5 protein-coding genes are annotated in these 5,273 nt (G+C 70.2%); 2 read left to right on the top strand and 3 right to left on the bottom strand.

What is annotated here, in order from left to right; genetic code table 11:
• Positions 1–254: 254 nt before the first annotated feature.
• Positions 255–1,931 (bottom strand): fumarate hydratase, encoded by a 1,677-nt coding sequence (locus QH283_RS05265; RefSeq protein ID WP_280501885.1) that lies wholly within the window; start codon positions 1,929–1,931, stop codon positions 255–257.
• Between the two features lie 251 nt (positions 1,932–2,182).
• Here QH283_RS05265 and QH283_RS05260 point away from each other — a divergent pair, with 251 nt between their 5' ends.
• Positions 2,183–2,653, top strand: a complete 471-nt coding sequence (locus QH283_RS05260; RefSeq protein WP_280501884.1) for a MarR family winged helix-turn-helix transcriptional regulator — start codon at positions 2,183–2,185, stop codon at positions 2,651–2,653.
• A gap of 102 nt (positions 2,654–2,755) precedes the next feature.
• Here QH283_RS05260 and mftD read toward each other — a convergent pair whose 3' ends face one another.
• On the bottom strand, positions 2,756–3,967 hold the full coding sequence (mftD, locus tag QH283_RS05255; RefSeq protein ID WP_280501883.1) for a pre-mycofactocin synthase MftD: 1,212 nt from the start codon (positions 3,965–3,967) through the stop codon (positions 2,756–2,758).
• Positions 3,964–4,662 (bottom strand): mycofactocin biosynthesis peptidyl-dipeptidase MftE, encoded by a 699-nt coding sequence (mftE, locus tag QH283_RS05250; protein ID WP_280501882.1) that lies wholly within the window; start codon positions 4,660–4,662, stop codon positions 3,964–3,966. The genes mftD and mftE overlap by 4 nt, the downstream gene beginning before the upstream one ends.
• Before the next feature lie 65 nt (positions 4,663–4,727).
• Between mftE and mftR the strand changes: the two genes are divergently transcribed.
• A partial coding sequence (gene mftR, locus QH283_RS05245) for a mycofactocin system transcriptional regulator (protein WP_280501881.1) occupies positions 4,728–5,273 on the top strand: 546 nt, incomplete at its 3' end.

The following is a 5,273-nucleotide window of genomic DNA, read 5'->3' as shown; positions in this document are numbered from 1 at the left end:
CCCCACCGACCGAACCCGCCCGGGTGGAACGGATCTGTCCGTCATCCGATCAGCAACCCGCGGACCCAGTTCCGCGGCGCCTGCCTGCTCCAGTGCCCGGGATGCCCGGCAGGACAACGCGTGACATCCCGGTGTACAGAGTGCCGCACCGAGCGCGCTCGGCACAGCGGCGAACGCAGGGACATTCCGATGTCCGCACGCCGCCGCCGGAGGCCGCTCCCCCGGACAGACAGCGGCCCCGGATGCGTTGTGCGTCAGACGCGTTCCCTGGAGCGGGTGCGCACCCGCAGCGCGATCGGCTTCTGGGTCTCGGCGAAGAAGTCGTTGCCCTTGTCGTCGACCACGATGAAGGCGGGGAAGTCCTCGACCTCGATCTTCCAGACCGCTTCCATGCCGAGCTCGGGGTACTCGAGCACCTCGACGTTCTTGATGCAGTCCAGCGCCAGGCGCGCGGCGGGGCCGCCGATCGAGCCGAGGTAGAAGCCGCCGTGCTCCTTGCAGGCCTTGGTCACCTGCGCCGAGCGATTGCCCTTGGCGAGCATGACGAACGAGCCGCCCGCGGCCTGGAACTGGTCGACATAGGAATCCATGCGACCGGCGGTGGTCGGGCCGAACGAACCGGAGGCGTAGCCCTCGGGGGTCTTGGCCGGACCGGCGTAGTAGACGGCCATCTCGCGCATGTACTCCGGCATGGGCTCGCCCGCGTCCAGCCGCTCCTTGATCTTGGCGTGCGCGATGTCGCGCGCCACCACCAGCGGGCCGGTCAGCGACAGACGGGTCTTCACCGGGTACTTCGACAGCTCGGCGCGGATCTCCGACATCGGTCGGTTCAGATCGATCTTCACCACGTCGCCGCCGAGGATCTCGTCGGTCTGCTCGGGCAGGTACTGCGCGGGCTCGCGCTCGAGTTGCTCGAGGAACACGCCATCGGGAGTGATCTTGGCCAGCGCCTGACGGTCGGCCGAGCAGGACACCGCGATGGCGACCGGGCAGCTGGCGCCGTGCCGGGGCAGACGGACCACGCGCACATCGTGGCAGAAGTACTTGCCGCCGAACTGCGCGCCGATGCCGAAGGACTGGGTCAGCTTGAAGACCTCCTCCTCCAGCTCCAGATCGCGGAAGCCGTGCGCGGACATCGAGCCCTCGGTGGGCAGGTGGTCCAGGTAGTGCGCGGAGGCGTACTTGGCGGTCTTGAGCGCGAACTCCGCGCTGGTGCCGCCGATGACCACGGCCAGGTGGTAGGGCGGGCAGGCGGCGGTGCCCAGCGAGCGGATCTTCTCGTCGAGGAACTCGATCATCCGCTCGGGATTGAGGATGGCCTTGGTCTCCTGGTACAGGAAGCTCTTGTTGGCCGAGCCGCCGCCTTTGGCCATGAACAGGAACTTGTAGGACGGCTGCGTCTCGCCGCCGGGGGTCGAGTACAGCTCGATCTGGGCGGGCAGGTTGGAGCCGGTGTTCTTCTCGTCCCACATGTTGATGGGCGCGAGCTGGGAGTAGCGCAGGTTCAGCTTCGTGTAGGCGTCGAACACACCGCGGCTGATCCATTCGGCGTCGTCGACGCCGGTGAGCACGCCCTCGGACTTCTTGCCCATGACGATGGCGGTGCCGGTGTCCTGGCACATGGGCAGGATGCCGCCCGCGGAGATGTTGACGTTCTTGAGCAGGTCGAGCGCGACGAAGCGGTCGTTGCCCGAGGACTCCGGGTCGTCGATGATGCGGCGCAGCTGGGCCAGGTGCGCGGGGCGCAGGAAGTGGCTGATGTCGTGCATGGCCTCGGCGGTCAGCATCCGCAGCACCTCCGGCTCGACCTGGAGGAAGGTGCGGCCGTTGTGTTCGAACGTGGAGACGCCCTCGGTGGTCAGCAGCCGGTACGGGGTGTCGTCGGCGCCGATCGGCAGCAGATCTGAATAGCGGAATTCCGGGGCGGTCACGGATCGCACTCCTTCGAGGTGGTACGGCGGCTCGCGCACAGGCGTCCGGCTCGGCTCGAGGAACGCCGGAGGCCCGAGCCGGGCTGGTCTCGAGCGACCATGAGCGTATCGGTGGTCTTGCGAGCGCCTTGTGGTTAGGCAACCCTTTGTCGGGAGCGGTTGCACGGGTGCGCGGCGGGTGCTACCACTCGAGACCTGACGCGCACCGCCGTGCCTGTTCCAATGACGCGTCGGAGTGTGGAGGCTGAGCCGTGAGCGAACCCCGGTGGCTCGACGAACTGGAGATGCGCGCCTGGCGGGGCTTCGTGCGCAGTCGCGACACCATCGCCGCCGCGGTGGGCAGCGATTCGGTGCGCGACTCGAACCTCACCTTCGTCGAATACCAGGTAATGGCCTATCTCGCCGAATCCGCGGACAACCGGATGACCTTCGCCGAGCTGGCGGCCAAGCTGGAGTGGTCGCAGAGCAGGCTCTCGCACCAGATCACCCGCATGAGCAAGCGCGGGCTGGTGGCGCGCGAGCCGATTCCCGCCGACGCCAGACGCACCGCCGCCCGGCTCACCGAGCAGGGCGAGCGGGTGCTCGCGGCCGCCGCGCCCGCGCATCTGCGCAGCGTGCGACGGCACATGATCGACGTGCTCGACCGCGAGCAGCTCGCCGCCCTCGCCGACATCTACGACACCCTGCTCGCCCACCACCGGCACTCCGATCGCGACGGCTGAGCCGGGAGGGGCGACTCGCTCGCTCGTCCCGGCTCGGTCGTCGCTCCCGCGCCGCCGGACCGGGCGCGGGGCTGCGACAGTCTGCCTCGGCCTCGGCCCGGCTCAGGCCGACGCCGCCGCCGCACGGGCGACCGGCGCGGCCTGCGGCACCCCGAGCGCGCGCTCGAAGCCTTCCGGCACGACGATGTCGCCGCGGTCGAGATCGGTGACCCTGGTCTTGCGCAAACCGAGCAGTGCCGAGTCGATACCGCCGCGCAGGATGTCGAGCACGTTCTCCACGCCCGCCTGCCCGTTGGCGGCCAGGCCCCACAGGTAGGCACGGCCGATCATGACCGCCCGCGCGCCAAGCGCCACGGCCTTGACCACGTCGCTGCCGCGCCGGATGCCGCCGTCGAGCAGCACCTCCACCTCGTGACCGACCGCGTCGGCGATGACCGGCAGCGCGCGGATCGCGGCCGGGGTGCCGTCGAGGTTGTTGCCGCCGTGGTTGGACACCGAGATCGCGGCCACGCCCGCGTCCACCGCGCGATGCGCGTCGTCGACCCGGATGACGCCCTTGAGCATGACCGGGCCGTCCCACTGCTCGCAGATCCAGGCCACGTCGTCCCAGTCGGGCGGCGGGGTGCCCATCCACTGCCCGTAGGCGCCGAAGAAGGCGGGGGCGGGACCGCCGCCGACCGACATGTTGGGGGCGGTGAGATCGGGGATGCGTCCTGATTTGACGTAGGTGGCCAGCCAGCGCGGACGCGCCAGGGTCTGCGGCGCGAAACTCAGCATGGTCTTGAAGTCCAGCTTCTCCGGGATCTGCGGGCTGCCCCAGTCGCGGCCGTGCGAGAACGACCAGTCCAGGGTGAGGATCAGCCCGACCGCACCGGCGGCCTTGGCCCGCGCCATGCGCTCGCTGATCTCGTCCTTGCCCCCGCACCAGTACAGCTGGAAGAAGGTGGCCGGGTTGGCCTGCACCACCTCTTCGACCGGCTTGCTGGCGAACGAGCTCAACCCCATGGCGATGCCGCGATTGGCGGCGGCGCGGGCCACGGCCACCTCACCGTCGGGGTGCACGGCCTGCACGCCGGTCGGCGAGATCAGCACCGGCATGGAGATCTGCTGACCGAGCACGGTGGTCGACTGGTCGCGCTCACCGATCGGTCCGGCCACGTGCGGCGCGAAACCGAGTTCGGTGAAGGCGCGCTCGTTGTCCTCGATGGTCTGGCCGCGCTCGGAGCCTGCGATCAGCGCGCCGTAGACCGACTTCGGCAGCCGCTTCTTCGCGCGCCGCTGCGCCTCGGCGACGGTCTCGAACCATGGGTTCATCGTGGAGCCCTTTCCTCGTCCTCCGGCCACCAGTGCCGGACCTTGTCCACCAAGTCGTTCGTGAGGGTGTCGAGCAGGCGCCGTCCCTCGTCGGCGTCGGCGCCTGCCGGGTCACCGAGGACGCCGTTGGCGCTGACCGCGCGCACCCCGCCCGCGCGCAGCAGCGGCAGGACCTCCCGCAGCGGCCTGGTGTCGCCGGGCTCGGCGCGGTCGAGACGCACCCGGCCGGGGGTCAGCGCCAGTTGCAGCGCGGTCTCGGCGCGGCCCGCGTGCGGGTCGCCGGACCAGGTCGGCAGATGGATGCGGACGTCACGTGACTCCGAGCGCAGCAGCGCCTCGGCGCGGCGCAGGGGCTCGAGATTGCCGCCGTGCCCGCTGACGATCAGCAGCCGGTCGAAGGTGTCGGTGGCCGAGCGGCACAGCTCAACGATCACCAGTTCCAGCGCGCGCTGGCCGATCGAGAGGGTGCCGGGAAAGCCGGCGTGCTCGCCGCTGGAGCCGTAGGGCAGCGCGGGCGCGATCAGCACATCGGGTCGCCGCCGCGCCAGTTCGGCGCACAGCGCCAGCGCGATGTCGGTGTCGGTGGACAGCGGCAGGTGCGGCCCGTGCTGCTCGGTGGCGCCGACCGGGATGGCGAGGATCACCCCGGAGCCGGAGTATGCGCCCGCCTCCGGTGATGTGAGATCGGCCATCATGGTTCAGGACATTAACGTCACACAGTGACATAATCAATACTTTCAGCCGCTGACATAATCGGGGCGTGACGACCTCCCGTCCGGGCCGCCCGCGCGGCACCACCAAGCGCGATCTCGAGCTGATCGCGATGCGCCTGTTCAGCGACCAGGGCTTCGACAACACCACCGTCGAGCACATCGCCGCGGCCGCGGGCATCAGCGGCCGCACCTTCTTCCGCTACTTCCCCAGCAAGGCCGAGGTGCTCTGGCACCAGTTCGACGCCGAGGTCGACGCGCTGCGCCGGGCCTTCGCCACGGTCCCCGACGAGGTGCCGATGATGACCGCGGTGCGCCGGGTGGTGGTGGCCGCCAACACCTACCGCGCCGAGGACGTCGAGGAGTTGCGGACCCGCATGCATCTCATCGCCTCGGTGCCCGCGCTGGCCGCCACCGCGGGACCGCACTACGACGCCTGGGAGCGCGCGGTCAGCGATTTCGCCGCGCGCAGGCTCGGTGAACCGCCGGACGCGCTGGTGCCGACGGCGGTCGGGCGCACCACCCTGGCGGCGGCGCGCGCGGCTTTCGACTCCTGGCTGCGCCAGGCCGACGCCGACCTGACCGTCTACCTCGAC

Source organism: Nocardia farcinica (assembly GCF_029867845.1).
GTDB classification, from domain to species: domain Bacteria; phylum Actinomycetota; class Actinomycetes; order Mycobacteriales; family Mycobacteriaceae; genus Nocardia; species Nocardia farcinica_A.
This window is presented reverse-complemented; position numbering and strand designations above follow the sequence as displayed.